The sequence below is a fragment of the Pseudomonas sp. TH15 genome, assembly GCF_016651105.1.
Lineage (GTDB): Bacteria > Pseudomonadota > Gammaproteobacteria > Pseudomonadales > Pseudomonadaceae > Aquipseudomonas.
Map to the genome: position 1 here is coordinate 1524960 of NZ_JAEKEL010000001.1, position 26086 is coordinate 1551045.

29 protein-coding genes are annotated in these 26086 nt (G+C 61.3%); 5 read left to right on the forward strand and 24 right to left on the reverse strand.

The features are described 5' to 3' along the window. Positions 1-194: 194 nt before the first annotated feature. Positions 195-1262, forward strand: coding sequence for a uroporphyrinogen decarboxylase (gene hemE, locus JFT87_RS06930; RefSeq protein WP_201199955.1), 1068 nt, complete (start codon positions 195-197; stop codon positions 1260-1262). Between the two features lie 178 nt (positions 1263-1440). Here hemE and JFT87_RS06935 read toward each other — a convergent pair whose 3' ends face one another. Next, the gene (locus tag JFT87_RS06935) at positions 1441-2682 is read right to left on the reverse strand and encodes an MFS transporter (RefSeq protein WP_446739727.1); all 1242 of its coding nucleotides are present in this window, start codon (positions 2680-2682) and stop codon (positions 1441-1443) included. Between the two features lie 152 nt (positions 2683-2834). Here JFT87_RS06935 and JFT87_RS06940 point away from each other — a divergent pair, with 152 nt between their 5' ends. After that, positions 2835-3737 carry a LysR family transcriptional regulator gene (locus JFT87_RS06940; protein ID WP_201199959.1) on the forward strand — a complete coding sequence of 301 codons (903 nt, stop codon included), beginning with the start codon at positions 2835-2837 and terminating at the stop codon, positions 3735-3737. Positions 3738-3840: 103 nt separating this feature from the next. On the opposite strand, the gene JFT87_RS06945 is transcribed toward JFT87_RS06940, so the two are convergent. From JFT87_RS06945 to JFT87_RS07050, 22 genes are all read right to left on the reverse strand, one after another. Beyond that, positions 3841-4278: an excinuclease gene (locus tag JFT87_RS06945; RefSeq protein ID WP_201199961.1), complete on the reverse strand. Its 438-nt coding sequence runs from the start codon at positions 4276-4278 to the stop codon at positions 3841-3843. A gap of 329 nt (positions 4279-4607) precedes the next feature. After that, a complete protein-coding gene (locus JFT87_RS06950) occupies positions 4608-5054 on the reverse strand; it encodes an excinuclease (protein WP_201199963.1) in 447 nt (148 codons plus the stop codon). A 29-nt stretch (positions 5055-5083) separates the two neighbouring features. After that, positions 5084-6310, reverse strand: coding sequence for a beta-ketoacyl-ACP synthase (locus tag JFT87_RS06955; RefSeq protein WP_201199965.1), 1227 nt, complete (start codon positions 6308-6310; stop codon positions 5084-5086). Continuing rightward, a complete protein-coding gene (gene fabG, locus JFT87_RS06960; protein ID WP_201199966.1) occupies positions 6310-7038 on the reverse strand; it encodes a 3-oxoacyl-ACP reductase FabG in 729 nt (242 codons plus the stop codon). The genes JFT87_RS06955 and fabG overlap by 1 nt, the downstream gene beginning before the upstream one ends. Beyond that, entirely contained in the window at positions 7038-7496 is a 459-nt protein-coding gene (locus JFT87_RS06965) for a hotdog family protein (protein WP_201199967.1), read from the reverse strand. The genes fabG and JFT87_RS06965 overlap by 1 nt, the downstream gene beginning before the upstream one ends. Further along, positions 7493-8689 (reverse strand): beta-ketoacyl-[acyl-carrier-protein] synthase family protein, encoded by a 1197-nt coding sequence (locus JFT87_RS06970; RefSeq protein WP_201199968.1) that lies wholly within the window; start codon positions 8687-8689, stop codon positions 7493-7495. Before JFT87_RS06970 ends, JFT87_RS06965 begins: the two co-directional genes overlap by 4 nt. Beyond that, a complete protein-coding gene (locus tag JFT87_RS06975; protein ID WP_207199924.1) occupies positions 8686-9282 on the reverse strand; it encodes a hypothetical protein in 597 nt (198 codons plus the stop codon). The genes JFT87_RS06970 and JFT87_RS06975 overlap by 4 nt, the downstream gene beginning before the upstream one ends. Next, on the reverse strand, positions 9282-10007 hold the full coding sequence (locus JFT87_RS06980; RefSeq protein WP_201199969.1) for a class I SAM-dependent methyltransferase: 726 nt from the start codon (positions 10005-10007) through the stop codon (positions 9282-9284). Before JFT87_RS06980 ends, JFT87_RS06975 begins: the two co-directional genes overlap by 1 nt. Next, positions 10004-11251 (reverse strand): tryptophan 7-halogenase, encoded by a 1248-nt coding sequence (locus JFT87_RS06985; protein WP_201199970.1) that lies wholly within the window; start codon positions 11249-11251, stop codon positions 10004-10006. The genes JFT87_RS06980 and JFT87_RS06985 overlap by 4 nt, the downstream gene beginning before the upstream one ends. Continuing rightward, a complete protein-coding gene (locus JFT87_RS06990; RefSeq protein ID WP_201199971.1) occupies positions 11238-12398 on the reverse strand; it encodes a sodium:proton antiporter in 1161 nt (386 codons plus the stop codon). The genes JFT87_RS06985 and JFT87_RS06990 overlap by 14 nt, the downstream gene beginning before the upstream one ends. Continuing rightward, positions 12395-14737 (reverse strand): MMPL family transporter, encoded by a 2343-nt coding sequence (locus JFT87_RS06995; protein ID WP_201199979.1) that lies wholly within the window; start codon positions 14735-14737, stop codon positions 12395-12397. Before JFT87_RS06995 ends, JFT87_RS06990 begins: the two co-directional genes overlap by 4 nt. Then, complete coding sequence (locus JFT87_RS07000; protein ID WP_201205102.1) at positions 14721-15311, reverse strand: outer membrane lipoprotein carrier protein LolA; 591 nt, start codon at positions 15309-15311, stop codon at positions 14721-14723. The genes JFT87_RS06995 and JFT87_RS07000 overlap by 17 nt, the downstream gene beginning before the upstream one ends. A gap of 164 nt (positions 15312-15475) precedes the next feature. After that, positions 15476-15901, reverse strand: coding sequence for an acyl-CoA thioesterase (locus JFT87_RS07005; RefSeq protein WP_201199981.1), 426 nt, complete (start codon positions 15899-15901; stop codon positions 15476-15478). Continuing rightward, entirely contained in the window at positions 15894-17438 is a 1545-nt protein-coding gene (locus tag JFT87_RS07010) for an HAL/PAL/TAL family ammonia-lyase (RefSeq protein WP_201199983.1), read from the reverse strand. Before JFT87_RS07010 ends, JFT87_RS07005 begins: the two co-directional genes overlap by 8 nt. Further along, positions 17419-18366, reverse strand: a complete 948-nt coding sequence (locus JFT87_RS07015) for an LpxL/LpxP family acyltransferase (protein WP_201199985.1) — start codon at positions 18364-18366, stop codon at positions 17419-17421. The genes JFT87_RS07010 and JFT87_RS07015 overlap by 20 nt, the downstream gene beginning before the upstream one ends. Then, entirely contained in the window at positions 18363-19097 is a 735-nt protein-coding gene (locus JFT87_RS07020) for a glycosyltransferase family 2 protein (RefSeq protein WP_201199987.1), read from the reverse strand. Before JFT87_RS07020 ends, JFT87_RS07015 begins: the two co-directional genes overlap by 4 nt. 173 nt (positions 19098-19270) lie before the next feature. Beyond that, complete coding sequence (locus JFT87_RS07025) at positions 19271-20950, reverse strand: acyl-CoA synthetase family protein (protein WP_201199989.1); 1680 nt, start codon at positions 20948-20950, stop codon at positions 19271-19273. After that, positions 20947-21492 (reverse strand): COG4648 family protein, encoded by a 546-nt coding sequence (locus JFT87_RS07030; RefSeq protein WP_201199991.1) that lies wholly within the window; start codon positions 21490-21492, stop codon positions 20947-20949. Before JFT87_RS07030 ends, JFT87_RS07025 begins: the two co-directional genes overlap by 4 nt. After that, on the reverse strand, positions 21489-21743 hold the full coding sequence (locus JFT87_RS07035; protein ID WP_017336166.1) for an acyl carrier protein: 255 nt from the start codon (positions 21741-21743) through the stop codon (positions 21489-21491). Before JFT87_RS07035 ends, JFT87_RS07030 begins: the two co-directional genes overlap by 4 nt. A 9-nt stretch (positions 21744-21752) precedes the next feature. Next, positions 21753-22013 carry a phosphopantetheine-binding protein gene (locus tag JFT87_RS07040; RefSeq protein WP_201199993.1) on the reverse strand — a complete coding sequence of 87 codons (261 nt, stop codon included), beginning with the start codon at positions 22011-22013 and terminating at the stop codon, positions 21753-21755. Beyond that, positions 21994-22803: a lysophospholipid acyltransferase family protein gene (locus JFT87_RS07045; protein WP_201199995.1), complete on the reverse strand. Its 810-nt coding sequence runs from the start codon at positions 22801-22803 to the stop codon at positions 21994-21996. The genes JFT87_RS07040 and JFT87_RS07045 overlap by 20 nt, the downstream gene beginning before the upstream one ends. Then, positions 22779-23504 (reverse strand): beta-ketoacyl synthase chain length factor, encoded by a 726-nt coding sequence (locus JFT87_RS07050; protein WP_201205104.1) that lies wholly within the window; start codon positions 23502-23504, stop codon positions 22779-22781. The genes JFT87_RS07045 and JFT87_RS07050 overlap by 25 nt, the downstream gene beginning before the upstream one ends. Positions 23505-23860: 356 nt before the next feature. On the opposite strand from JFT87_RS07050, the gene JFT87_RS07055 reads away from it, so the two are divergent. Continuing rightward, entirely contained in the window at positions 23861-24631 is a 771-nt protein-coding gene (locus JFT87_RS07055; protein WP_201199997.1) for a ParA family protein, read from the forward strand. A 131-nt stretch (positions 24632-24762) separates the two neighbouring features. On the opposite strand, the gene trxC is transcribed toward JFT87_RS07055, so the two are convergent. Further along, positions 24763-25197 carry a thioredoxin TrxC gene (trxC, locus tag JFT87_RS07060; RefSeq protein ID WP_201199999.1) on the reverse strand — a complete coding sequence of 145 codons (435 nt, stop codon included), beginning with the start codon at positions 25195-25197 and terminating at the stop codon, positions 24763-24765. A 192-nt stretch (positions 25198-25389) separates the two neighbouring features. On the opposite strand from trxC, the gene JFT87_RS07065 reads away from it, so the two are divergent. Next, positions 25390-25686, forward strand: a complete 297-nt coding sequence (locus tag JFT87_RS07065; protein ID WP_201200001.1) for a type II toxin-antitoxin system HigB family toxin — start codon at positions 25390-25392, stop codon at positions 25684-25686. After that, positions 25683-26084 (forward strand): helix-turn-helix domain-containing protein, encoded by a 402-nt coding sequence (locus tag JFT87_RS07070; RefSeq protein WP_201192043.1) that lies wholly within the window; start codon positions 25683-25685, stop codon positions 26082-26084. Before JFT87_RS07065 ends, JFT87_RS07070 begins: the two co-directional genes overlap by 4 nt. Positions 26085-26086 lie beyond the last annotated feature (2 nt).

Below are 26086 nucleotides of genomic sequence, written 5' to 3' on the forward strand. Positions count from 1 at the left end.
TGTAACAGTCAATATTGATGTCGACTGACACACCGCTTTCGCGAGCAAGCCCGCTCCCACATTGGTTTCAGGGTGTTACCAATACCGGAGTTTCACCGCAATAAATTGACCCGATAGACAAAAGGCTGACCTGCAACCGTGCCTTTTGCGTCGCGCTCTGAGAAAATGCCCGCACTTTTTTTCCGGATGCCGACATGACTGCCCTGAAGAACGACCGTTTCCTTCGCGCCCTGCTCAAGCAACCTGTAGACGTCACGCCGGTATGGATGATGCGTCAGGCCGGTCGCTACCTGCCTGAATACCGCGCCAGCCGTGCCAAGGCCGGTGACTTCATGAGCCTGTGCATGAACCCGGAGTTCGCTTGCGAAGTCACGATGCAACCGCTCGACCGCTATCCACAACTGGACGCGGCGATCCTCTTCTCCGACATCCTGACCATCCCGGATGCCATGGGCCAAGGCCTGTACTTCGAGACCGGCGAAGGTCCGCGCTTCAAGAAAGTCGTCAGCACCCTGGCCGATATCGAAGCCCTGCCGATTCCTGACCCACAAAAAGACCTTGGCTACGTCATGGACGCGGTCAGCACCATCCGCCGCGAACTGAACGGCCGCGTGCCGCTGATCGGCTTCTCCGGTAGCCCATGGACCCTGGCCACCTACATGGTCGAAGGCGGCTCGTCGAAAGACTTCCGCAAGACCAAAGCCATGCTCTACGACAACCCGCAAGCCATGCACCTGCTGCTGGATAAACTTGCGCAGTCGGTCACCAGCTACCTCAACGGCCAGATCATGGCTGGCGCGCAAGCGGTGCAGATCTTCGACACTTGGGGCGGCAACCTCTCGGCGGCGGCGTACCAGGAATTCTCCCTGGCCTACATGCGTAAAATCGTCAGCGGCCTGATCCGCGAACACGAAGGCCGCAAAGTGCCGGTCATCCTGTTCACCAAAAACGGCGGCCTGTGGCTGGAAAGCATCGCCGACGCTGGCGCGGACGCGTTGGGCCTGGACTGGACCTGCGACATCGGCGAAGCCCGCCAGCGCGTCGGCAACAAAGTCGCCCTGCAAGGCAACATGGACCCGACCGTGCTGTACGCCAAGCCAGAAGCCATCCGTACCGAAGTCGGCCGCATCCTCGCCAGCTACGGCAAGGGCAGCGGCCACGTGTTCAACCTCGGTCATGGCATCACCCCGGAAGTTGATCCGGAACATGCAGGCGCGTTCATGCGCGCGGTGCATGAGTTGTCGGCGCAGTATCACGAGTGATCGTCGCCCGATAACGAAAACGCCCGGCATTTGCCGGGCGTTTTTGTTTCCACAATCCAAAGTCAGACACAGATCAAATGTGGGAGCGAGCCTGCTCGCGAAAGCGGTGGATCAGCAACATTTGCATTAACTGATAAAACGCTATCGCGAGCAGGCTCGCTCCCACATGGGTTTTGTATCAGGCCTTAACACCCTGCAATGGCGGCAACTTCGCCAGCTTCAACGCCACCAGCAACGCAATCACCAACAACCCGCCAATAAACAACCCAATCCCGTTCCACCCGCCCAAATGCCAGAACACCCCACCTGCCGTCCCGGCAATGCTCGACCCGGCGTAATAACTGAACAGATACAGCGAAGACGCCTGCCCCTTGGCCTTGATCGCCCGGCGCCCAATCCAGCTACTGGCCACCGAATGCGCGCCGAAGAAGCCGAAGGTGAAGATCAGCATGCCAATTATCACCACCGGCAGCGGTGTGAACATCGTCAGTGTGAGGCCGGCAAGCATCAGCACAATCGTCGCCCAAAGCACTTTGCGCCGGCCCAGTTTGTCGGCCAACGAGCCGATTTTCGCCGAGCTATAAATCCCCGACAGGTACACCACCGACAACAGTCCAACGAACGCTTGGTCCATGTTGTACGGCGCAGCCAGCAGGCGATAGCCGATGTAGTTGAACAGCGTGACGAACGCGCCCATCAGCACAAAGGCTTCGACAAACAGCAGCGGCAGGCCGGCGTCGCGAAAGTGCATGGTGAAGCCGTCGAGCAGGCTGCGCGGGTGCATCGAGCGGGAACGGAAGTTGCGCGATTCGGGGAGGATCTTCCAGAACACCGTCGCTGCAATTAGCGCCAGACCGCCGATCACCAGCATCGCCGTGTGCCAGCTGACGAAATCGATCAAAACCCCGGTGATCAAGCGCCCGCTCATCCCGCCAATCGCGTTGCCACCGATGTACAACCCCATCGCCAAGCCGATGTGCTGCGGATGAATTTCTTCGCTCAGGTAAGTCATGGCCACCGCCGCCAGGCCGCTCAACGACAGCCCGATCAACGCGCGCATGATCAACACACCTTCCCAGCTCGGCATCATCGCGCTGGCCATGGTGCACAGAGCCGCGGCGAACAACGCCGTCACCATCACCGGCTTACGCCCGACGCGGTCGGAAATCGGGCCAGTGATCAGCAGACCAATCGCGAGCATGCCAGTGGCCACCGACAGAATCAGGCTGCTCTGCGCTGCGTTGATCGAATATTCGTGGGACAGCAGCGGCATCATCGGCTGCACGCAATACAGCAAGGCAAACGTCGCGAAGCCGCCGGAGAACAGCGCCAGCACCGTGCGCATGAACATCGGCGTGCCTTTTTCGATGTAGATCTCGTTCAGCTCGGCGACGACATCGTCCAGCGCGGTGGGCTGTATTTCATGGGCGAGTGGGGCGACAGCAGTTTTCACTTCGGACCTCGGAGGGCGCAGCCGGTCAGGCAATGGAAAAAAGCATATAGCTGCCTAACGATTCAATCCAATATATTATTCGACCTGTTTAAGACGTTTCACGACCTAATGGGGTTTTCATGGAATTGCGTCACCTGCGCTACTTCATCGCCGTCGCCGAAGAACTGCATTTCGGCCGCGCCGCCCAAGTGCTGGGCATCTCTCAGCCGCCCTTGAGCCAGCAGATTCAGGCACTGGAAGCCGAGGTTGGCGCGCGGCTTTTCGAGCGTACCAATCGTCGGGTCGAACTCAGCGAAGCCGGTCGGTTGTTTCTGGAAGAGGCTCGGTTGGCGTTGGCCCAGGTCGACAAAGCGGCAGATGTCGCCCGGCGGGCGCAACTCGGTGAGTTGGGTGAACTGAAAATCGGCTTCACCTCGTCGGCACCGTTTAACTCGACCATCCCCCAGGCGATCTTCTCGTTTCGCCAACGCTTCCCGGCGGTACACCTGAACCTGCGGGAAATGAGCAGCACCCAAGTGGCCGACGCACTGGTGGATGAGTCGATTGAAGTCGGGATCATGCGCCCGCTCGGTTTGCCGGATTCCCTCAGCGTCGTCGAATTGATGCGCGAGCCACTGGTGGCAGTGCTCAGCTCCAAGCATCCGCTGGTGAACGGCAGCGAAGAAGGCTTGTTCCTGTCGGCCCTGGCCCTCGAACCGTTCGTATTTTTCCCACGCAGTTACGGCAGTGGTCTGTACGCCCAGTTACTGACCTTGGCCCGAGATGCCGGCTTCAGCCCGCACTTCGCCCAAGAGGCCGGCGAGGCGATGACCATCATCGGCCTGGTAGCGGCGGGGTTGGGCGTGTCGGTGTTGCCGGCGTCATATCAGCGGATGCGCATTGATGGCGTGGTCTATCGGCCGCTGCTGGACCCGGAAGCGGTGTCGGCAGTGTGGCTGGTGCAACGCAAGGATCAGAAATCGCCGATGGCCAAGGCGTTTGTGGAATTGCTGACGCGCAAAGTCGACCCATTGAAAAACTGACTGCTGCGCAGTCATTCGCGAGCAGGCTCGCTCCCACCCTGGAATGCGTTCCCCTGTGGGAGCGAGCCTGCTCGCGAAGGCGTCCACTCAACCACTGCAGCTTTCAGGGCAACCGCACCAAATCGCCCTTCAACGCCACCCGCGTGACAAAAATCCCCGCCCGACACTCGTATGTATTCAAATCCTTGCGCACATGCTGGTCGTAGTAGCTGACGATATTGACCACCGCATTCGCCCCGACACGCTTGGCGTCGGCCTGCAACCTGATCAGATTCGACTGCAATACCCACTCGCAGGAATCATGATCGCTCTTGTTGAAACCATTGGTTTTCAGGTCGCTGATCACCTCCCGGCGCAGCAACTGCTGAGTGCCCTGCGGCCCGTTGCCGGCCAGATAAAACTTCACACTGCCATCCAGCCGCCCGGCCCGCAGCGCGTCCGAGACGACGGTTTCGAACGGCATGTACATCAGGTTGGTGGCATGGCTGGCGCTGGGCATCAGCGCGAAAAGCGTGGCGGCGATCAGGGCTTTCACTTGCATGGTCATCTCCTTGACGGTGAAAGAGAAGCGCGTATACAGGCGATGTGCTGAGGCCTGCATCAGCGAGTGTAGACGCCGTCCAAACGCTACACCTTTGTGGCGAGGGGATTTATCCCCGTTGGGTCGCGAAGCTGCCCCAGATCCAGTGTTCGCGGTTCGTCAGCTAATCCGCCTCGCCAGATTTCGCCGCGCAGCCGAGCGGGAGCAAGCTCCCTCGCCACAGGTTCAGCACAATTCAATCAGTGTTTGAAGCAGACAGGGGGTCGGCCATGACCAGCCAACCTATTTGTGAAAGGGCGCCGAATGGCGCCGCTTGTCGTTTCCGGCGGTTACTGAACCTTCGCCAAATCCCCTTTCAACGCAACGCCCGCCATGATCGCGCCAGCGTGGCATTCATAGTTCGTTGCATCCTTACGCTCGTTGCTCTTGTAGAAGCTGACGATGTTGGTCACCGCGTTAGCACCAGCGCCCTTGGCCGCTTGGAACAGGCTGATGATTGCCGATTGCGCGACCCATTCGCAGGCGACTGCGTCGGTCTTGTTGAAGGCGTTGGTTTTCTTGTTGGTCACGGCGCCGGGGCTGACGACGGTGACGGTGCCGGTCGGGGTGTTGCCGGCCAGGTAGAATTTCACGCTGCCATCGATTTTGCCGGTGCGGGTGGCCTCGGCAACGGCTTTATCGAGAGGCAGGTACACCGTGGTGTCGCGGGCCTGGCTGACGGCCGGTAGGGCGCAGATCAGCAGGGTGGCGGCCGCGGCGAGTTTCTTGACGTGCATGGAGGTCTCCTTGACCTTGATTAATACGGTTACGACCAGCGGCGAAAGATCAGCGAGGTGTTGACGCCGCCGAAGGCGAAGTTGTTGTTCATTACGTACTGGTTGCTCATCTGCCGGAACTCGCCGCGCAGGTAGTCGAGCTTGCCGCAGTGCGGGTCGACCTCGTCGAGGTTGAAAGTGTGCACGTACAGGTCGCGGTTCATCATTTCGATGCTGAACCAGGATTCCAGCGCACCGCAGGCCCCGAGGGTGTGGCCGAGGAAGCTTTTCTGCGAGCTGATCGGCATGTGCTCGCCGAACAACGAACTGGTTGCCTGTGTTTCGGCGATGTCGCCCTGTTCGGTCGCGGTGCCGTGACCGTTTACGTAGCCGATGTCCGACGGCTGCAAACCGGCGTCTTCCAGGGCCAGTTCCATGGCGCGGCGCATGGTCGCTTGCTCTGGACGGGTGGTGTGCTGGCCGTCGGCGTTGCTGCCGAAACCGACGAGTTCGGCATGGATGTGTGCGCCACGGGCCAAAGCGTGTTCGAGTTCTTCGAGCACCAACATGCCGCCGCCTTCACCGATCACCAGGCCGTCACGGTCCTTGTCGTACGGCCGTGGGCTGGTTTGCGGCGCGTCGTTTTTCAGGCTGGTGGCGTAGAGCGCGTCGAAGACCATCGCTTCGGTCGGGCACAGTTCTTCGGCGCCGCCGGCCAGCATCAGCGGCAAGCGGCCGAACTTGATCGACTCGTAGGCGTAGCCAATGCCCTGGCTGCCGCTGGTGCAGGCGCTGGACGTCGGGATCAACCGGCCGGTGAGGCCGAAGAAGATGCTGATATTCGCTGCTGTGGTGTGCGGCATCATCCGCACGTAGGAGTTGGCGTTCAGGCCTTCGGCTACGGAGTTGAGCAGCATGTTGCCGAACGCTTTTATCTCGTCGGTGCTGCCGGTGGACGAACCACAGGCGACGCCCATGCGCCCGTCCTTGATCGATTCATCGCCCAACAGCCCCGCGTCGGCCAACGCTTGCTCAGCAGCACCCACAGCGAGCCGCGAGACGCGACCCATGCTGCGCAGTTGCTTGCGGGTCCAGTGGCTCGGGACTTTGAAGTCATCGATCGGCCCGGCGAGACGGGTGTTGAGTTCAGTGAAGCGGTCCCACTCGTCCATCCGGCGAATGCCGCTGCGGTTGGCCTTGAAGTTGGCGGCGATGGTCTCCCAATCGCTGCCCAGTGAGGTGATGCCGGCCATGCCGGTGACGACGACGCGCTTCATCAGCACAGGCCTCCGTTGACGGCCAGAACCTGCCGGGTGATGTACGAGGCTTCCGCCGACATCAGGAAATTCACCGCACCGGCCACCTCTTCAGGTGTGCCCATGCGTTGTGCGGGGATCATTTTCATCAGTTCTTCCACCGGCACGTTTTCGTCGAGCATGGCGGTGTCGATCAGGCCGGGTGCGACACAGTTAACGGTGATTTTGCGCTTGCCCAGTTCGATCGCCAACGCTTTCGCCGCACCGATCAAACCCGCCTTGGAGGCGCTGTAGTTGACCTGGCCACGGTTGCCGATCAACCCGGAAACCGAGGTGATGCAAACAATTCGCCCGGCGGCGCGACGACGAATCATCGGCATCATCACCGGGTGCAGCACGTTGTAGAAACCGTCGAGGTTGGTGCGCATCACCACATCCCAATCATCCTCGCTCAGCGCCGGAAAAGCACCGTCGCGAGTCAACCCGGCGTTGAGCACCACGCCGTAATAGGCGCCGTGAGCTTCAACGTCAGCTTCGAGAATGGCTTTGCAACTGGCGCGGTCAGACACATCAAATTGCAGCACGCGGGCGTTGCGGCCCAGCGCTTCGATTTCGGCCTTCACGGCCTCGGCCTCGGCCAGACCGCTGCGGCAATGCAGCACGATGTCGTGGCCAGCCTGGGCCAGACGCAGGGCGATAGCGCGGCCAATGCCACGGCTGGAGCCGGTGACCAGTACGAATTCAGTCATCACTCGACTCCTTGGATTTCTTGAAGATATTGCGCCGCCTGGGGCGGGCGGTACACGTTGAGCCGGGCGGTGGCGTGGATGCCGGGGGCGTTGATGTGGCATTCGAATACTCCCATGCCGCTGTCGTCTTCCAGCGAGCGCAGCCCGTGGATGGTCAGCTCGGTGCCGGCAGGAAAGTGTTCGACGTTGCATTCGAATTTGCGGGTGCCGAGCAGGAAGCCCAGCTCCACCGCATCGCCGCGCGCACGGGCATGGCAACCGGCGTAAGCCGCCACACTTTGGGCCATCAGTTCGATGCCGACCCAGGCCGGCAGGCTGCCGTCGGGACGGTTGAACAGGCCATCGGGTTTGACGGTGAGGCGGGTGTGAATCTGCTCGTCATCGAACGACAGGATCTGCTCGATGAGGATCATGTCGCCAGCGTGAGGCAGCAGTTCGGCGATCGGCCAGTCAATCATGGGGCGTCTCCGATAATCAGGCTGACGTTGTTGCCGCCGAAGGCAAACGAATTGCTCATCAGGTAGCGAGGTGCAATGGACGCCAGGCGAGTGGCCGGGGTCACCCAATTGAGCGCAGGCAGGTCGGGGGCGGGCTGGCCGTCCCAGACGTGGGGCGGCAGGGCGTGTTCGGGATTGTCGGCGCTCAGGCTCAACCAGCAGAATGCCGCTTCCAGGGCACCGGCGGCGCCGAGGGTGTGACCGGTCATCGGCTTGGTCGACGAGCACGGCACGCCGTCCGGAAACAACGCGGCCACGGCCAGGCTTTCCATGGCGTCGTTGTGTTGAGTGGCGGTGCCGTGCAGGTTCAGGTAACTGATTTGCGACGGTTGCAGCGCGGCACGGCTCAAGGCCTGGTACATCGCTTGCTGGGCGCCACGGCCGGTTGGTTCCGGTGCGGAAATGTGGTGCGCATCAGAGCTGGCGCCGCTGCCGAGCAGGGCAATCGAGGGGCCGTCGCCAGCACTTTTACTCATCAAAAACAGCACCGCCGCTTCGCCGATGTTGATGCCGTTACGGTTGGCGGAAAACGGGTTGCAGCGCTGCTCGGACACTGCTTCCAGAGCCGAGAAACCGTTGAGCGTCAGTTTGCACAAACTGTCGACACCGCCACACAGCACAGCGTCGCACATGCCCAGATCGAGCAAGCGCTGGGCGCTCATCAAGGCTCGGGCGCTGGAAGTACAAGCGGTGGAAATCACATAGGCCGGGCCGCTCAATTGCAGCCAGTCGGCGAGGAAGTTTGCCGGCGCGCCGAGCTCCTGCTGCTGATAGTCGTATTCGGCGGGGAATTGCTGCTGGCGAATGTAATGCGCCAGACCACGGCTGGCCTCGTCGATCCCCGACGTGCTGGTGCCCAATACCACACCGATGCGCTCGCGGCCGTAGGTCTGGATGGCTTGATCGATGGCATCGCGAATCTGCAACGCGGCTTCGAGCAACAGCTGATTGTTGCGGCTGCTCTGATCGGCCAGTTCTGCCGGAATCGCCGCCAGATCACCGTGAACCGCCGCGACTGGCAGTTCACGCTCCGGCACCCAGCCGGACTCGCGACGCATGCCCGAGCAGTCACCGGCAAACAGGTTGCGCGCAACGGTCGATTTGTCACGGCCCAACGAACAGATCACGCCGAGAGCGTTCAGGTAAGCGGTCATGGCGTCGATTCACCCAACGGAGAAACGCGATAGTGCGGGCCTTGGGGCAGGTTCAATTCGAAGTGCAACGGTTGTGCATAACGGATGGCCCAACGCGGCGGCAGAGTTCGTTGCTCACCGTGTTGCTGCGCATCGGGATAATTGCGCAGCAGCTCGCCGGACGGGGTCAGGGCGAACAGCAGGGCCGCGAACAGCTCGCGGGCCTCGGGGTTCGGCGGCAGCAGGCCATCGGCTTGCCAATGACCGTCGATCAATTGCTGACGCGCCTGGGGGATGCCCAGCGGGTCCATCATCGACCAACGGATGCCCGTACCTTCGCGCTGGATCACCAAAAGCCAGTCCTGGCGTTGCTCGGCTTGCTGGCGCTCGATGTGCAGTTGCAGTGGCAGGGGCAGCGTCGGGTTGCCCGCTGGCAATGGCGCGTGGCTGGCGCAGGCACTTAACAGAAGTAAAATGCTCAGCACCAATAGCCGCCACACAGCGGACACTGTGGGAGCGAGCCTGCTCGCGAAGGCGCGGGCCCATTCAACAAAGAGGCTGGCTGGCCCACCGCTTTCGCGAGCAGGCTCGCTCCCAAAAGTCATGTGTCGCATTAACGATCACCTTCAAGAGGTTTGCGCGCCACGACATTGACCAGGGTTTCTTCCCGTTGGCCAAACGGCTTCGGCTTACGCAAACCAAAACGTTCAAACAGCCCGAAATCCTTTGCGCGGCTCCACCACAAGTACGGATAAGACACATTCTGCGGGCCGAATTCAAAACCCTGCTGGCGAATCATTTCCAGATACCCGGCTGCACTCTTCTGCACGTGCATCGGATGACGGAACAACCAGCGAATCACCCACGTATCAATGTAAGCCTCGGTGGACTCGGCGAACAGCAGATAGCCGCCCGGCTTGAGCACGCGATAGAACTCGGCCAGGGCCAAGTCCTGCTCGACGAGGTGATGAAAGGTCTGGTGACAGAACAGCAGGTCGACGCTGGCGTTGGCCACGTTGAGCGTCGCGCAGTCGCTGCCGATCAGCTCCACCGTCATGCCCTGACGCGCCGCCTCTTCACCGCTGAGGTGCAGGCTGTGCGGGTCGGCATCGACACCGATCAGGCGTTGCGGCGAAAAAGTCTGGCGCAGGTACTGGAACGACTTGCCCTGGCCGCAACCGGCATCCAGCAACACCGGGTTGCTGGGCAGCGAATCGCTGAACAGGTTGCGCAGGTCGTTGATTGCCACCCGCAGCACATGGTGCTGCCAGGTGTGGCTGCGCAGGAACCAGAAACCGAATTTGGTTTCTTCGACGTAGTTGTCGCTCAGGTAACTCATGTCGCATCCCTTGCACAGATTTCCGAAATCACCTTCAACCGACGCTTCGCTTCGCTGACGAACGGATTGCGCTCATCCCAGGCGTAACCGGCGAGGATCGAGGCGATCATCCGGCGGATGTCCGGTGAGCTGCCATCATGGAAAATCACGTCCTGGAAGGTCCCGGCGTACCAGCCTTCGACGTAGCAGCGGAAGGTGTCGACGCCACGTTTGAGCGGGGCGGCGAACTCGGTCTGCCAGTCGACGCTTTCACCCTGCAATTGGCGATGCAATACGCCGGCGGCCATGCTCGCCGAGCGCATCGCGATGGTCACACCAGAGGAGAACACCGGGTCGAGGAATTCCGCCGCGTTGCCCAGCAGCGCAAAGCCCGGGCCGTGCAGGGTTTTGACGTTGGCCGAGTAGCCGCCGATGGTCCGCGCCGGGGTGTCCCACACCGCGTTGTTCAGCACACCGGCCAGGCTTGGGGTTTCGGCGATAAAGCCGCGCAGGCAGTCGTCCAGATTGTCGGTACGACCGTCGAAATGTTCGGCGGCGGCCACCACACCCACCGAGCACCGGCCGTTGCTGAACGGGATGGTCCAAAACCAGATGTCGCGATGGGTCGGATGGGTGGTGACGAGGATCTTGGTCCGGTCGAAGGCCGGGTTGTCGATCAGGTCCTCAACGTGGGTGAACACGGCTTGGCGCACCGGGAAATTCGACGGTGCTTCGAGGTCGAGCAGGCGCGGCAGCACGCGGCCGTAGCCGCTGGCGTCGAGCACGAAGTCGGCTTCGACGCGATACTCGCTGCCGTCCTCGCGCAGCACATTCAGCTGCGGTTTCGGCAGGTCGAAATCAGCGCTGACGATGGCTTCGCCGTAACGCAATTCCACACCTTGCAACGCTGCTTGATCGGCCAGCAACTTGTCGAAATCGGCGCGTTGCACCTGAAACGTGGTCGGCTTGCCGTTGCTGAACGTGTCGCCGAAATCGAAGTCGCTGTACTGCTCGCCCCACGCGAACGCAGCGCCGGTTTTTATCTGAAAACCAGCGGCGTTCACCGCTTCAAGCATGCCGGCCTCTTCGACGAAATCGAGGCAATGGGACAACAGGCTTTCACCGATGGAAAACCTTGGAAAATGTTGGCGCTCGATCACCAATACATCGTGACCCTTGCGCTTGAGCAGCGCGGCGGCGATGGCGCCCGAAGGGCCTGCGCCGATGACCACAACCTGACGACGTTCCATTTCAACGGTTGGCACGGGAGCTCCTTGCCGGGGCGGCGATATTCAGCGGGATTCGGTGCATGCCGGCCAGTGCCGGCAGCAATGTTGCGATCAGGCCCATCAACATCAGCGCGAAGTACAGCGCCGGGCTGATGAGTTGTTGTTGCAGCAGCAGGTTGAGAAAGACGATCTCGCTCAAGCCGCGAATGTTCAGCAGCAGGCTTTCCCGCCAGCGGCTGGCGCCGTCAAACGAGGCGCCGGCCCAGCCCAGGCCGAGCCAGTTGCCCAGCAGTTTGCTGATGATCGGGAATAACAGCAGCGCGGTCAGTTGCAACCAGCCGAGGCTGGCCATGGCGCTGTGCACGTCGATCTGCACGATGCCGAACGTGAGAATCAGCGGGATGGCGATCCAGGTCTGCAAGCGATTCATCCAGACCGCCGGCAACGGCAACACCAGCGGCACTTTGAGCACGGCCATGCACAGCAGATAGCCGATACCGAAAATCAGTGCGTTGAGCTTGAAATGCTCGGCCACCACCAGCAGCGCGAAGAAGCAGCCGCTGTGCAGCAGCGGTTGGCGCAAACCGAGCAGGCGCAACAGCAACGGCAGGCACGCGCCGGCCAGTGGCAGCAGCAAACTGCTCAGGTGCAGGCTGCCTTGGGCGAAGCCGAACAACGTCCAGCACGTGAGGTCGATGAGGATCGCGGTTTGCACCAAACGCCGGGTGGCGGCGGGCGGGTAGTTGATGTGTCGCAGGTACAGGTACAACACCGGGATCGCGGTGATGGCGAACACCAAACCGACCGCCAACGAGCTGATCCACGATTGCGTCGGCAACAGCCAGACCGCTGTCGCCAGCCCGCAGGCGAAGGGCAGGCAGAAACTCGGCAGGGCGATTTTCAGGCTCTGGCGATCCAGCCGCAGGTCGATCACGTCGCTGAGGATGTGTCCCAGCAGCAAGGCGAAACTCAGGCTGTAGAGGTTTTTCAACCATACCGGCGAGATCAGATCGGCGCCGCTGAGCTGCCAGCCCGGCTCGATCCAGAAATACATCAACAGCGGCAAGCCAAACGTCGCCAGCAGCAATTGGCTGACAATCGGGATCAACCCGAAATGCCGGCCGACGCGGGTCGCGACGGCGAACAGCCCCAGGGCCATCGCCCAAAACAGCACGATCATCATGCTGCCGGCTCCGCGACGGCAGTGGCATGGACGTGACGCCCGGCCCATGGCGCGAGGATGAAGCTGAACGCCAGCCCGAGGCTCACCGATAGACCGAAGTTGCTCACCGCCGGCGTACTCGACACCGCCAGCAACCCGAACGACAGCCAAGTGGTCAACGCCGCCAGCAAGGTGCCCAGCAGGCTCACAGCGGCACCGCCGACTTGTTCGCGCATGAGGATCGCGTAATCGACGCTGATGGCCGTCACCAGCAGCAGGCCGAACAGGCTGAACAGTGTCAGCGGCTGGCCGAGCCAACCGAGGCTGGCGAGGCTGCACAGTGCGGCGAGCAATGGCAGGGCGACGATGCGCAACGCGCCGCTGAGGCCGAATGGCAGGATCAACACCAGCACGATCAGCACGCAGGAGGCGAGTTTCAATTCAGCGGCGCTGATCTGCGTAGCAGCGAAGACCTTGTTCAGCTCGCCGAGGCGATCCACCAATTGCACGCCCGGTAAATCCAGCGCCTGAACCCGCAGCAGCGACGGGTTGTTCAAGCCTTGCAGGCTGATCATGGCTGCCACGCCGCCGTCAGCGGTCGGCCCCAGCCACAGGGTGCGATAAGGTTCGGCTAACGGCCCGGCCAGCGCCGCATCGATATCTTCGGTGGGCAGCGCTTGCAACTCTTGCAGTTCGGCTTGCAGCGCCTCGACTGGTACGCCGACGTCGAGCAACGGTTGCCAGAATTGCGGCAGTTTATTTAGCGCTTCACGTACTTGCTTCTGCTCACTTGGCTGGCTGACCAGTTGATTGAGGGACAGAAAGCCCTGGAGTTTGTCGAGGTTGACCAGTTGCTCCAGGCGATCAGTCAGGGCGCTTTGGCGTTCGAGTAATTCTTGCTGGTTGGCGGCGCGGATCAGGAAGAACTGGCTGGTGGGTTGGTAGCCGGTAATGCGCGCGATGGTCTGGGCTTCGTCGGTCAGGTGTTGCGGCATACCGACCCATTGGCGAATGTCGTTCTTGGTGCTGAGTTGCAACAGACCGCCGACACAGAAGACGATCAGCAGCGCCAGCAACACTGGCGTGCGAGCGCGTTGGAGAAGCGCTTCACGCAGGTTCACCAGAAACTCGGCAACCCGCAGCGGCCATTGCGCCGGCCGCAGGTCAGTGCCCTTGAGCAGGGCCGGCAGCAGGCACACCGCCGACAGGTAGGCGCCGAACAGGCCGGCGGCGGAGAACACGGCGATTTGGGTCAGCGCCGGGAACGGCGTCCAGGCCAAGGCGAGGTAGCCGATGCAACTGGTGATCAGGCTCAATGTCAGCCCCGGCAAGGTCAGGCGCAGGGCTGGCCAACTGTTCCAGGGTTTCAGGCTCCAGCTCTTGGACAGGTAGTGCAACGGGTAATCGACGGCAACGCCGATCAGGCTGGAACCGAGCACCAATGTCATCACGTGCAGATGGCCGAACAGCGCGATGCAGGCCACTCCACCGAACAGCATGCCCACCAGCACCGGGACAAACGCGAGCAACACGCGCAGCCGCCGGAAGGCCAGCAACAGCAACAACAGGATGCCGAGTGTGGCGCCGCCACCGACCCAAGTCATTTCCCTGGTCGCTTGTTGCTGACCGTTGGCCGCATAGAGCAAGCCGCTGGCAGCGAGCAACTGCACGTCGCCCTGAGCCGCTTCTTCACGACTGTGTTTGAGCAGTGCGGCCACTTGCAGCGGCAGGTTCATGTCGAAGGCGTTGCCGGTGGTCCGCGCTCGCAGCAGCACCCAACTCTTGCCGTCTGCATCGGCGACCAAGGCACCGCTGCCGATGTCCAGTTGCACCGCGCCGTGTTGTGGCTGGCTGTTCTGGATGCGCCCGGTCAGGCCCAGCCAGTCATCCTGGCTCGGCACCAGGCTGAAACCGGTGAACGGGTCGAACAGCGCTTGCACGCGCTGTTGAATGAAAGCGTCGGGATGCTCGATCAGTTGTTGCCGATCCGCGTCCGAGAGCATCGCCAGCCGACCTTGCAGCAGCTGCGTGCGCAGCGCCGGCAAGTCGGCTTGCAGGGTCCATTGGACCTTTTCGAACAGACCGCTGGCCTGCCATTGCTCGCCGAGTTTCTGCGCCATGGCCACGGCTTGCTGGCGATCGGTATGGCCGACCAGCACCAGCATTTCGCGGTTCAGCGGTTCTTGCATGCGTTGTTCGGCGCGCAGTTCCAGCGCGTCCGGCGCCGTACCTGGCACCAGTTCCATCAGGTTGGCCGACAGCGGTGCGCCGTCACGCCATTGCCAGCCGGCGAGCGCGAGCACCGCCAGCAGCAGGATCAGGAACAGCCGTGGGAGCATCCGTTCACTCGGCAAAGTCATGTTGCTCCGCGTCGCTCAACGGTTGGGCGCTAGTGCTGTCCTGCATGCGCATGAGGGTGCTGTCTCCCTGGGTTTCCAGCAGTTCGATGCTGTTCACCAACTCGCCGCCGTCGATGTTGATCTGGTTGAACACTTGCTTGAGCAGCATCGAGCGCGGGGTGAGGGTCAGCTTCCATTTCTGCGCATCGCCGCTCAGCGACAGCTCGAAATCCCGTTGCAAACCGCTGCTGTCACCTTGCAGTACGGCGAGGAACAAACGGTTCTGCTCGGCACCGGCGCTCTTGCCCGGCAGCAGTTGCCAGCCGCTGGCGTCACGCCGGGCGATGCCCTTGGCGTTGATGCGGTAATCCTGTTGCAGCGGGGTTTTCAGCAGCCAGAGCAAGCCGTGATTTTTAGCGAGGACGAAGGTGCCCTTGCTGGTCAGCGGCTGGGGCAGGGCGCGCAGGTGTTTTTCCTGGACGAAGTTGCCGTGGATCACATCCGGCTTGGCCAGCTGATCGCTGAGTTGTTGCAGGTCGAAGGCCTGCGCGAGCGATGGCAGCCCTAGTAGCGCCAACACGGTCAGACACGTGATCGCTGAAAAACGTGGCGAGCGAGCTTGCTCGCGCTGGGCTGCGAAGCGGCCCCAAAAACTTGCCAACCATTGCCCTGATTGTGAGTGCTGCGCACTCAAGCGCGAGCAAGCTCGCTCGCCACAGGGGACTGGGTTGGCCTCAGAAGAGGTGTCGATACCGGTGTTCATGGCAGCATCCTTTCTACAGCGTCGGTGAACACTTTCGGCGAGGCCAATTGCATCTCACGGCTGCTCATGTCGACAGCGACCTGCACGGAAACGGCGCGGGTCAGGCGCTCACCGGTTTGCAGATCGCTGATCAGATAATTGATCTTCAGGCGGTTTTCCCACTCCACCAGGCTGGCGCGCACGTTGATCTTCTGGCCGAACACCGCACCGCGCACATAGCGCAGTTGCAGGTCGATCACCGGCCAGGCAAAACCCGACTCGACCATGGCGGTGTAGTTGTGGCCGAGCTTGTCCAGCAGCGCACACCGGGCGACTTCCAGGTATTTGACGTAATGGCCGTGCCAGACCACGTTCATGGTGTCGACGTCAAAGAACGGCACGAGGATTTCCGTATCGGCGTGAAGCACTCCCTTGCTACGCATGCAGCCTCCAGTGTTGCTCGGCGATTCGTTTCAGGCACAGACGCAATTCGCCTTCCAGGGCACGGTCTTCGATGACCGGCGGGAAGTCTTTGGCCAGCTCTTCGTGCATCGCGGCCAGGGACGGTGGCAGTGGCCGTGCGTCCTCAACCTGGCTGCGCAGCCAGACGCCTTGGTTGGCGGCCAGCAGGGTGGCGGCGGCGACTTGTTCGGTCAGCTCCAGCACACGGATCGCATCGCGGGCGGCGATGGTGCCCATGCTCACCTTGTCCTGGTTGTGGCACTCGGTGGAACGCGAGAACACGCTGGCCGGCATGGTGTTTTTCAGGGCTTCGGCGGTCCAGGCGCTGGTGCCGATCTGCACGGCTTTGAAGCCGTGGTTGAGCATGGCGCGGTCGGCAGTGGCGCCAGACAGGTTGCTCGGCAAACCGTGGTTGTAACGCTCGTCCACCAGCAGCGCGAGTTGCCGATCCAGCAAGTCAGCAACGTTGGCGACGAGGGTTTTCAGGCTGTCCATGGCGAACGCGATGTGGCCGCCGTAGAAGTGCCCGCCGTGCAGCACGCGTTCGGCTTCGGCGTCGATGATCGGGTTGTCATTGGCGCTGTTGAGCTCGATCTCGATGAACGAACGCAGCCAGTTCAGGCTATCGGCCAACACGCCGAGCACATGCGGGGCGCAACGCAGGGAGTAGCGGTCTTGCAGACGATGCAACGGCGCGGTCGGCGCGTCGATGGCCAGGTCTTTGCGCAGCCATGCGGCGACTTGCATCTGCCCCGGATGCGGCTTGGTAGCGAACAGGCGTTCGTCGAAATGCTCAGGATTGCCTTGCAGCGCCACCACGTTCAACGCGGTGATGCGCGTGGCCAGTTGCAGCAGGTAATCGGCGCGGGCGAAGGCCAGGCAAGCGATGCCGGTCATCACGGCGGTGCCGTTCATCAGTGCCAGGGCTTCTTTAGGCCGCAGCACCAGCGGCTGCCAACCGAGTTCGCGATGCACGTCGGCGGCTTCGCGACGTTCGCCACGGAACATCACTTCGCGCTCGCCGGACAATGTCGCGGCTACGTAGGACAGCGGCGTCAAATCACCGCTGGCGCCCACCGAGCCTTCTTCCGGGATCAGCGGCAGGATGTCGTGTTCCAGGAACGCTTGCAGGCGTTCCAGCAGTTCCACGCGCACCCCGGACACGCCGTGGCACAGTGACTGCAAACGCGCCGCGAGTACTGCGCGGGTGGCCTGGGCGTCGAGCAGTTTGCCCAAGCCACAGCCGTGGAACGTGTACAGATGACGCGGCAGTGCTTCGACGTGATGCAGCGGCACCGCAACCACGCAGGAATCACCGTAACCGGTGGTCACGCCGTAGATCACGCCTTCCTTGTCCAGCAGCGAATCCAGGAATCGCGCACCCTTGGCGATGCGCTCGCGATATTCAGGGTCGCCCTGCAACTGCGTCGGCGCCTGACGGTTGGCCAGGGCCAGCACGTCTTCGATGCGCAAAGGGAGTTCGCCGAAGGTTACCGGCTCAAGCGTTGGCGTCGTCATCGGTCTTCCAGAAAGGGTAAAAGTTGAACCATTGTTGGGGCGCTTCAAGGCAATAGTGACCCAAGCGTTCGGCGTAGCGGGATGCCCACTGATGAATGACCTGTTCGCGGTCGCTGCGCTTCCACACCACGGCCTCGGCGAACGGTTCGAGGGTCAGTCGATAGTCGCCGGTCGGCTTCTTCAAACACAGCAACAGATTGACCTGACATTTGAGCAAACCGGCCAGCAGCCACGGACCTTGGGGGAACGCTGCCGGATGGCCGAGGAAATCCACAGTCACGCTGCGCCCGCCATGCAAGGGCACACGGTCACCGGCAATCGCCAGCCACTCGCCGCGCTCCAGGCGTTCGTGCAGTTGCAGCATGATCACCGGGTTCAGTTCGCTGACCTGGATCAGCCGCAAATTGGTCGCCCCGGCTTCGCCCAGCAAGCGGTTGAACTGCTCGGCGTGCTTGGTGTGCACCAGCACGTTCATCGTGACTTTTTCGCCGATCTCGGCCAGCGCGCGGCAGACCTCGAGATTGCCCAGGTGCGCGCCGACCAGCATCTGCCCACGGGCGCCGCGCAGCTGCGTGCGCAACAGCGCCGGGTCGATGATTTCGATCTGCTCGATGCTCAGCTTGCCGTTCCAGACGTCGAGCTTGTCGAGCATCGAATCGGCGAAGGCCATGAACTGCCCGAAAACCCGCCAATGGGTCGGGCGCAATTCATTGCGGCCACTCCAGTCGGCGAGGCGTTGCTGGTATTGCCAGGCGCTTTTACGAGCGCTGCGGCCGAACAGGAAAAAGTACAAGACGATGCCGTACAGCAGCGGGCTCAACAGCCGCCGGCCCAGCACTTTGGCGCAGAGGGCGGTGAATTTCATCAGCCAGAAACTGCCGCGCTCCTCGCGGTCAGCCCAGTGCTTTTTGTCTGTCTCGGTGCTCATGCTCGCCACCGCCGCCAGAGGATGACCGGGGCTCGCAGCAACATGCCGAAGAACAACCGGGTGTGCATGCTCGAGATCAGTACGTTGTCGCGGAATAGGCGAAAATGCGAGACGCCGTCCAGCGGGTAATGGACCTTGGTGTGCAGCCACTGCATCGGCAGGTTGCGCCAGGCCAGGCGCACCAGAATGTCCGAGTCGAAATCCATGCGTTTGCCGATCTTCGCTGAGTCGATCAACGCCAGGGTTGGCGGCAATGGATAGACGCGAAAACCGCACATCGAATCGCGGATCTGCAACGACAACGTGTTGATCCAGACCATCACGTGGGTGAGGTAGCGCGCATACAAACGGCCCTTGGGCACGCTGGCGTCGTAGAGCGGATAACCGCAAATCACGGCTTCGGGATGGGCGCGGGACTGTTCGATAAAAACCGCGACGTCGGTGAGGTCATGCTGACCGTCGGCGTCCACCTGCAAGGCGTGGCTGAAACCCAGGCGCGAGGCTTCGCGAAAACCGGTCATGACGGCGGCGCCCTTGCCTTGATTGATGGTGAGGCGAATCAGGTAGGTGTGCTCACGTTGTGCCAGTTGATCGAGCACTTTTGCACAGGCCGGGGTGCTCGCGTCGTCTACCAGGATGCACGGCAAACCTTGGGCGAGCAGTGCGTCGACCACCGTGGTGATGGCGGTTTCGTGGTTGTAGACCGGGATGATGGCGCAGGGGTTATGCATGGCGAAGAGCCTCCGCCAATCCATTGTGGCGAGGGAGCTTGCTCCCGTCCGAGTGCGAAGCGCTCGTAATGAAATCTGCGGCGACTGGTTTTGGGTCTGCTACGCAGCCCAGCGGGAGCAAGCTCCCTCCCCACAGAGATCTCCACTGCAACAGTGATTTCCATTGCCAAAGATTAAGCATTCGCCGCCTCCAGCACGATCCGCCCGCTGGAGCAGGTGGCAGTGTCGTTGCGATAGGCGAAGTACAACTTGCCGCGCACCGGGTCGAACCGCAGGTGCAGCTGGATTTCATCCCCTGGACGCACCAGTTGCTGGAATTTCAGCACTTCCATGCCGGCGAATCTAGTCGGCAAGTCCATCAACTGCTGACCCAGGCTCAAGGCCCAATCCACCTGCACCACGCCGGGCAATACCGGTGCCTGTGGAAAGTGGCCGCTGAAGTAGGCCAGGTCTGGCGGCACCGCCAGTTGCAGGCTCCACTCGCCGTCGGTTTCGACCTGTTCCAGCACCTCTGGCGCCTTCGGGCGTGGGGCCAGCAGCAGGGCTTCGACGTCGGCCTGGGGCAGTTTGCCTTGGGCGTTCAACGGCAACTGGCGCAGCAAACGCCAGCGCCGAGGCAAGGCGAGGGCTTCGCAATGTTGGCTCAGGTGCTGACGCAGTTCTTGAGTGAGGGTGCGCCGACCCTGATTGCGCAGGGCGTGCAGCCCTTGCTGACTGAGCACCAGCAACGCGCCCAGCGAGGCACGGTTTTCCTGAACCACCCCGAGGCGCGCTTCGGCGACCCAGTCGTGGGCCATCAGCGCCTGTTCCAGCATCGGTAGCGAGATACGTTTTTCTTCCAGTTTGACGATCCGGTCCAGCCGTCCCAGCAGTTCGAAACGGCCGTCGGCAGCAATCCGCGCAGCGTCGGCGGTGTGTTCAATGTGGCCGGCCGGCAAGTAGGGCGAGGCGATGAGCAACGCGCCGTCGCTGTCCTGGCTCAACACGACGTCGGCGAACGGCTGCCAGAGGTTCTGGTCCTGACGCCAGGCAATACCGCCGGTTTCCGAGCTGCCGAGGATTTCCGTCGGCCATTGCTCCAGGCGTTCGAACAGGCTTTGCGCAGCCTCGGCGGGCAGGGCGCCGCCGGAGGAAAATACCCGGCGCACCGCGCTCAAGGCTGGCCAGTCGAGGTTATCGCCCATGCGTTTGAGCAGCGCCGGGCTGGCGACCCAGGCGAACGCCGAGTGTTCGCGGCTGGCGCGCTGCAAGTCTTCCGGGAAGGCCAGTTGCTTGCGCACGAACGGCCGCCCGGCGCACAGCGGCCAGAGCACCCGGAACAGCAAACCGTAGATGTGCTGGGTGGCGACACTGCCGATGATGCAGGCTTCGCCAAGATCGGCGCCCCACAGTTGCTCCAGCGCTTCGACCTCGTTGGCCAGTTGGCGCAGGGTCTTGTCGATGCGTTTCGGTTCGCCACTGGAGCCGGAAGTGCACAGACTCAGTTGGCACTGATCGAGATCCAGTTCGGCGCCGGGTAATGCCGGCTGAAGAAAGTCATGCAAGTGACGATCATCGCTGTGATCGGTCAGCCACAGATCGACTTCAGTCGACCAGCGCTGGCGAGTCTGGGCTTGCAGGTCGGCGGGCAGCAGCACGCTGACCCCGGCGCGCCAGGCGCCCAGCAGCGCAATCGCCAGGTCGGCGCCATCTTCGAGGTGCACGGCAATGCGCTGCACACCCTGGGCTTGCAGGCCGGCGGCGAGGCGCAGGGCCTGTTCGCACAATTGCGCGTGGTTCAGCGCCGGTTCGGCCGTCACGGCACGTTCCGGCTGAGCCTTGAGCAGCAGTTGCTCAAGTGTTATCCAATTCATGGGTGGCCTCGTACCCGTTGTCGTATCAGCCATTCAATGGCAAACATCAGGCCGATCAATCCATAGGAGATCAGGCCGGTGTACAACATCCACCAACTCAGCGGCGCCCAAAGGGTCAGCGCGGCGGCGCACAATCCGTTGCAGAGAAAAAACACACTCCAGGCCACGGTGACCTGGCGGGTGTAAACAATTGCCTTGGCCGGCAGGTGCGGTTCACGCAGACGGGCCAGGCGTTCGGCCATCGGCGGGCCGTATTTCAGGCTCAGCCCGAATAGCGCCAACATGAAGCCGCTGATCAGCACCGGATACCAACGCAACAGCGCCGGGCTGTCGAACAGCGCTAGCAGCAGGCAAAACGCGATGGCGACGATGGCCATCCACAGGCTTCCGGGCCGCCGCACGCCGGTCAACGCGCGAGCCAGCCACAGGCTGCCCAGGAGCAGGCCGAACTGCCACGGGGCGAAATGCTCCATGCCGAAATACACCGCAAAGGGGTACAGCAGGCCCGCCAGCAGCAGGCCGAGGCCGATCAATCGGCTCATGCGGCCGGTTGAACCAGACGGTAGACCGCCTCGACCACGTCGCTGACGGTACGCACCGTTTTGAATTCTTCGGCGGCGATTTTCTTGCCGGTCTGGCGCTTGATGTGATCGATCAGGTCGACCGCGTCGATGCTGTCGATTTCCAGGTCCTGGTACAGGTTGGATTCCAGGCTGACGCGCTCGGGGTCCAGCTCGAAGAGTTCGACCAGCGCATCGCGCAGGGTGTTGAAGATGTCGTCACGAGTTTGCATGGTCCGGTCTCAAGCTGCCTGTTTTGCAGTGACGAACGCCGCAAGGCTCGCCACATTGGAGAAGTGGTTACGGGTGTCTTTGGCGTCGGCATCGATCTTGATGCCGTACTTTTTCTGAATCGCCAGGCCGAGTTCCAGGGCGTCGACCGAGTCCAGGCCCAGGCCTTCGCCGAACAGGGTCTGGTCGTCGCCGATGTCGTCGACGCTGATGTCTTCGAGGCCCAGGGCGTCGATGATCAGCGTTTTAATTTCACGGTGTAGATCGCTCATCTTCGGCGAGCTCCTTAATAAAGTAATGGTGCAAATAGTCGTTGAGCTTGCGCGAGGCTTGTGGCGGAGGCCCCTGCTCGGAAAAGGTCTGTGGATCTATATCGGCCCCCACACGGAAACTGAAGTGCACGCGGCGTTTTGGGATCCGATACCAGGGCTCGGCCTTGGTCAATGTGGTCGGGCTGACTTTGATGATCACGGGGGTGAGGATTTTCGCACCCCGCAGGGCAATGGCCGCAGCGCCCCGATGAAAGGCCGGCGGTTGGCCGGGTTGGGTGCGGGTGCCCTCGGGAAAAATGATCAAGGTCTGGCTGCTTTTCAGCGCGTCGGCCGCGGCGTCGAGCATGTCCATGCTGCCGTCGTTGCTGATGTATTCGGTGCGGCGCAACGGACCGCGGGTGAAGGGGTTCTCCCAGAGACTCTTTTTGACCACGCAGTTGGCGTGCGGCACCAGACCAATCAAAAACACCACGTCGATCAGCGACGGGTGATTGGCGATGATCATTTGCCCCGGACGGCCGAGTTTTTCCGCGCCCTGAATGTCGTAGGTCAGCACGCCGCTGCGGGCCATGAACCGGACAAAAAACCAGAAGCAGCGACTGACGGTCTTTCGCGCCCGCAGCCGATGGGCCTGGGCATCGCCAGGCAGGCAGCCGAGCAGCGGGAAAACCAGCAACCGCAGGCACAGCCCGCCCAGCCCGAAAAGGGTAAAGCTCGCGGCGGTGGCCAGCAGGCGCCAGTAGTAGGCGTCGCGGTTTTTTTCAGTTACGGGTTGCGTTGCCAGGTCCATACACGATTTTTCCAGGCATGTTGGCAGGTTGACTGCTGGCCGAGCAGGGTACGCAACAGATTCAAGGCATGGGGCCAGTGAGTTTTGGACAACTCGTCCGGGTTGCTGTTCAGGGACAGCTGCCAGTCATTGCCGGGTGTGACTAACAAACCGACCGCATAAGGGAACGGCACATCGTCGATCCAGGTCGAGTAGGCCTCGGGCGGCTGTTCTTCGGTTACCACCAGCAACACTGCGGGCGCGCCTTCCGAAAGCAGCGCCGCCGCCTCCAGCATGCCGTGCTCAAGGCCATCGCCAGCCGCGGCGAGCGCGGTCATTTCACTGGTTTCGCTGCGCATGATCGACCACAGGCCAATGACCGCGTTGTGCACCGAAAGACTGAATTGAGTCGGCGATAGCGGCTGATCGGCCGCCAGATCACTGAGGATTTCGAAGGTGCGCGGGGTCTCGCCGTGACGGGAAATAAAGACCAACGGTAGGTCTTGCCGACCATCGGCCAACGGCCAGCCGACACTGAAGGCCATCCGCGCCAGGCGGCTGAGTCGCCGGCGCTGCATGGCCGGCAAAAACGACACGTCAGGGGCGGCATCGCTGCTCTGGAGCACGACCGGTTGTCGGCTCCAGGCCTGCCAATCGTCCACGCTTTCGAGCCCAGGGGCCCATGCGCGCCATTGGGCGATGTTGAAGTTGATCACAAAGATTCATCCCGCCCCTGCGGGCTTTCCTTGACGCGGCGGCTCGCACAATCTGCGGCCGACCTTACGTGGCGCTTAACGCCGAGTGGCGCGCATTATCCCGGTGCGGCGGGCGGGTAGCAAATGCTGGTTACATTTTGCACAACCAAATGTACCGTTCGGTTCGTGAAAAAGCTGTCGTATGGCTATTGTCCACATTGAGGTCGGCCGATCTGTCGGCTCTGTCTGCGATCAGCGCACGAGTTCGCGGCTTTTTCATCAAGAGATTGCGCCTGACTCTGTAGTCCCTTTGCCCGCGAGGTAGCTAAGCAACGCCGTGGACTACTACACTCGGTCATTCTTTGATACACGGAGGTTTTGACATGCGGCGCGTGGTGTTCAATCAGAAAGGTGGTGTGGGTAAATCCAGCATTGCCTGCAATCTGGCAGCGGTCAGTGCCAGCGAGGGCTATCGCACCCTGTTGGTGGATCTCGATGCCCAGGCCAACTCCACTCAGTACCTGACCGGCCTCACCGGTAATGACATCCCGATGGGGATCGCCGATTTTTTCAAGCAGACCCTGTCGTCCGGGCCGTTCTCGAAGAAAAATCAGGTCGATATCTACGAAACTCCGTTCGACAACCTCCACGTCATCACCGCCACCGCCGAGTTGGCCGACCTGCAGCCCAAGCTTGAGGCCAAACACAAGATCAACAAACTGCGCAAACTGCTCGATGAGCTGAGCGAAGACTACGATCGGATCTACCTCGATACCCCGCCAGCGCTGAACTTCTACGCGGTGTCGGCATTGATTGCCGCTGATCGGGTGCTCATTCCTTTCGACTGCGACAGCTTCTCGCGCCAGGCGCTGTATGGCCTGCTGGCAGAAATCGAAGAATTGAAGGAAGACCACAACGAAGGCCTGGAAGTTGAAGGCATCGTGGTCAACCAATTCCAGGCCCGGGCGAGCCTGCCTCAGCAAATCCTCGACGAACTGATTGCCGAAGGGTTGCCAGTGTTGCCGGTGTATCTGGGTAGTTCGGTGCGCATGCGTGAGTCGCACCAGGCCAATACGCCGCTGATCCACCTTGATCCGCGACACAAGCTGACCCAGCAGTTTGTTGAACTGCATAACCTGCTCGAAGACCACTGATCCCCGGATTGCACCCAACCTACCTGTGGGAGCGAGCCTGCTCGCGAAGAGGCCGGTAGATTCAACACCTGAGTTGACTGACCGGACGCCTTCGCGAGCAGGCTCGCTCCCACAATTGGATTTGTGTTGGGTCAAATGCCCTGGCTACGCAGCCACGCCATCAACTGCGGCAACGGAAACGCGCCACTCTGCCGCGCTACCTCCCGACCGTTCGCGAACAGAATCAGACTCGGAATCGAGCGAATCCCCAACTGCGCCGACAACTGCTGATTGGCCTCGCTGTCGAGCTTGGCCAACCGACACTTGCCCGCCAGTTGCGCCGCCGCCTGCTCGAACACCGGCGCAAACGACTTGCACGGCCCACACCAATCCGCCCAGACATCCACCAGCAACGGCAAATCCCCCTTGATCTGGCTGGCGTAGTCGCCTTGCTTGAGTTCGAAGGGTTTGTTCAGCAGCACAGCAGATTTGCAGCGTCCGCACTTGGGTTGATCGGCGAGGCGCTCGGCGGGAATGCGGTTGAGGCCGTTGCAGGAGGGGCAGGGGATGAGGAGTGGGTCGGACATGATCGAGTTCCAGTTAAGAGCGGATAACAGCTAATTGGAGACGTTTGCTCATATTTTCAATCGTGCAGTGTTCGACGTTGAACCTAGGCTGAGATGACTGGGCACGGCCATTGGTCTGCCTATCGTTATCGCAACTTGCGATATTTCGGATCTGTGATTAACTTTCATAGCAAAATGCGATAAGGATGTTGCATGCATGTGTTCACCGAAAAACCAATTCGGGAGGCTAAAGCCAAATGGCCTCAGGCGGCCAATGCGTTGGATCAGTGGTATCGAATGGCCAAGAGGATCAAGCCAAATGATTTTGCGTCTATGAAATCCTCATTTCCTGCGATCGACAAAGTAGGCGATCTTCACGTATTCGATATCGGTGGCAACAAGTTACGGTTGATCGCTTATGTCCGGTACGGGCATCAAAAGCTGTACATCAAGCATGTGATGGATCACCGCGAATATGACCGGGGAAAATGGAAGGAGGGAAGGGTATGAGTGTTTTGGTCAAAAAGGCTGCCGAGCATTGGGAGTACGTTGCTCCTTTGCTCCGAAAACCAAAAAACGAAGAAGACTACGACCTGTTGGTACTAGCGCTCGACGAATTGTTAGAGATGACCAAGCTTGATGAGTCGCACCCATTGATGAGTCTGGTGGATATCATCGGCGACTGGATTGCGGAGTGGGATCACCAACACCACCCGATGCGCGAAGCGAGTGGTGCTGAGGTTCTGGGTTACATGATGCGCGAGCATGGTTTGACCCAAAGCGACCTGCCCGGCGTAGGCCCCCAATCGGTGGTCTCGGAGATATTAAGCGGCAGGCGCCAGCTCAACCTGCGGCAGATCCGCTGGTTGGCTGAGCACTTCAAGGTACCGGTCGATGTGTTTATCTGAAA

What these genes read in the sequence shown, in the direction of transcription:
- hemE (WP_201199955.1), top strand. Translation starts at nt 195, where the DNA reads ATGACTGCCCTGAAGAACGACCGTTTCCTTCGCGCCCTGCTCAAGCAA.
- JFT87_RS06940 (WP_201199959.1), top strand. Translation starts at nt 2,835, where the DNA reads ATGGAATTGCGTCACCTGCGCTACTTCATCGCCGTCGCCGAAGAACTG.
- JFT87_RS06945 (WP_201199961.1), bottom strand. Translation starts at nt 4,278, where the DNA reads ATGCAAGTGAAAGCCCTGATCGCCGCCACGCTTTTCGCGCTGATGCCC.
- JFT87_RS06950 (WP_201199963.1), bottom strand. Translation starts at nt 5,054, where the DNA reads ATGCACGTCAAGAAACTCGCCGCGGCCGCCACCCTGCTGATCTGCGCC.
- JFT87_RS06955 (WP_201199965.1), bottom strand. Translation starts at nt 6,310, where the DNA reads ATGAAGCGCGTCGTCGTCACCGGCATGGCCGGCATCACCTCACTGGGC.
- fabG (WP_201199966.1), bottom strand. Translation starts at nt 7,038, where the DNA reads ATGACTGAATTCGTACTGGTCACCGGCTCCAGCCGTGGCATTGGCCGC.
- JFT87_RS06965 (WP_201199967.1), bottom strand. Translation starts at nt 7,496, where the DNA reads ATGATTGACTGGCCGATCGCCGAACTGCTGCCTCACGCTGGCGACATG.
- JFT87_RS06970 (WP_201199968.1), bottom strand. Translation starts at nt 8,689, where the DNA reads ATGACCGCTTACCTGAACGCTCTCGGCGTGATCTGTTCGTTGGGCCGT.
- JFT87_RS06975 (WP_207199924.1), bottom strand. Translation starts at nt 9,282, where the DNA reads ATGCGACACATGACTTTTGGGAGCGAGCCTGCTCGCGAAAGCGGTGGG.
- JFT87_RS06980 (WP_201199969.1), bottom strand. Translation starts at nt 10,007, where the DNA reads ATGAGTTACCTGAGCGACAACTACGTCGAAGAAACCAAATTCGGTTTC.
- JFT87_RS06990 (WP_201199971.1), bottom strand. Translation starts at nt 12,398, where the DNA reads ATGATGATCGTGCTGTTTTGGGCGATGGCCCTGGGGCTGTTCGCCGTC.
- JFT87_RS06995 (WP_201199979.1), bottom strand. Translation starts at nt 14,737, where the DNA reads ATGACTTTGCCGAGTGAACGGATGCTCCCACGGCTGTTCCTGATCCTG.
- JFT87_RS07005 (WP_201199981.1), bottom strand. Translation starts at nt 15,901, where the DNA reads ATGCGTAGCAAGGGAGTGCTTCACGCCGATACGGAAATCCTCGTGCCG.
- JFT87_RS07010 (WP_201199983.1), bottom strand. Translation starts at nt 17,438, where the DNA reads ATGACGACGCCAACGCTTGAGCCGGTAACCTTCGGCGAACTCCCTTTG.
- JFT87_RS07015 (WP_201199985.1), bottom strand. Translation starts at nt 18,366, where the DNA reads ATGAGCACCGAGACAGACAAAAAGCACTGGGCTGACCGCGAGGAGCGC.
- JFT87_RS07020 (WP_201199987.1), bottom strand. Translation starts at nt 19,097, where the DNA reads ATGCATAACCCCTGCGCCATCATCCCGGTCTACAACCACGAAACCGCC.
- JFT87_RS07025 (WP_201199989.1), bottom strand. Translation starts at nt 20,950, where the DNA reads ATGAATTGGATAACACTTGAGCAACTGCTGCTCAAGGCTCAGCCGGAA.
- JFT87_RS07030 (WP_201199991.1), bottom strand. Translation starts at nt 21,492, where the DNA reads ATGAGCCGATTGATCGGCCTCGGCCTGCTGCTGGCGGGCCTGCTGTAC.
- JFT87_RS07035 (WP_017336166.1), bottom strand. Translation starts at nt 21,743, where the DNA reads ATGCAAACTCGTGACGACATCTTCAACACCCTGCGCGATGCGCTGGTC.
- JFT87_RS07040 (WP_201199993.1), bottom strand. Translation starts at nt 22,013, where the DNA reads ATGAGCGATCTACACCGTGAAATTAAAACGCTGATCATCGACGCCCTG.
- JFT87_RS07045 (WP_201199995.1), bottom strand. Translation starts at nt 22,803, where the DNA reads ATGGACCTGGCAACGCAACCCGTAACTGAAAAAAACCGCGACGCCTAC.
- JFT87_RS07055 (WP_201199997.1), top strand. Translation starts at nt 23,861, where the DNA reads ATGCGGCGCGTGGTGTTCAATCAGAAAGGTGGTGTGGGTAAATCCAGC.
- trxC (WP_201199999.1), bottom strand. Translation starts at nt 25,197, where the DNA reads ATGTCCGACCCACTCCTCATCCCCTGCCCCTCCTGCAACGGCCTCAAC.
- JFT87_RS07065 (WP_201200001.1), top strand. Translation starts at nt 25,390, where the DNA reads ATGCATGTGTTCACCGAAAAACCAATTCGGGAGGCTAAAGCCAAATGG.
- JFT87_RS07070 (WP_201192043.1), top strand. Translation starts at nt 25,683, where the DNA reads ATGAGTGTTTTGGTCAAAAAGGCTGCCGAGCATTGGGAGTACGTTGCT.